Here is a 340-nt window from a genome sequence, read left to right as displayed (position 1 = left end):
GGCGGTGACGTTGGTGAACAGCACACGCCCGTCACAGACGACGGACTCGACGCTCACCTCGTCACCGCTCAGGCGGCCCTCGACGAGGACGCGGTCCTCCGGCGACGCGTTCGCGCGGGCACGCTCGGTCAGCGCGCCGAGGTCCCGCCAGGCCTCGCGCAGGCCCGCCTGCGACGTCACGAGGTGCACGCCGATGCTGCCCTGCCGCCCCACCGGCTTCACCACACACCCGTCGGGCCGCCCGGCGAGGAACACGTCAGCGTCGGCGAGCGTCTCGCACAGCTGCCAGGTAGGTTGCGCGACGACGCCGTCGAGCGCGGCGCGCAGCGCGGCCTTGTCG

Annotated in this window: 1 protein-coding gene; it reads right to left on the bottom strand. The window is 74.1% G+C overall.

What is annotated here, in order from left to right; translation table 11 throughout:
* The coding region (locus N869_RS16190) for an ATP-grasp domain-containing protein (RefSeq protein ID WP_035063534.1) at positions 1-340 on the bottom strand (340 nt) is incomplete at both ends.

Source organism: Cellulomonas bogoriensis 69B4 = DSM 16987, from assembly GCF_000767165.1.
GTDB lineage: Bacteria > Actinomycetota > Actinomycetes > Actinomycetales > Cellulomonadaceae > Actinotalea > Actinotalea bogoriensis.
The sequence above is the reverse complement of the archived record's forward strand: the minus strand, read 5'-3'. Positions and strand labels throughout refer to the sequence as shown.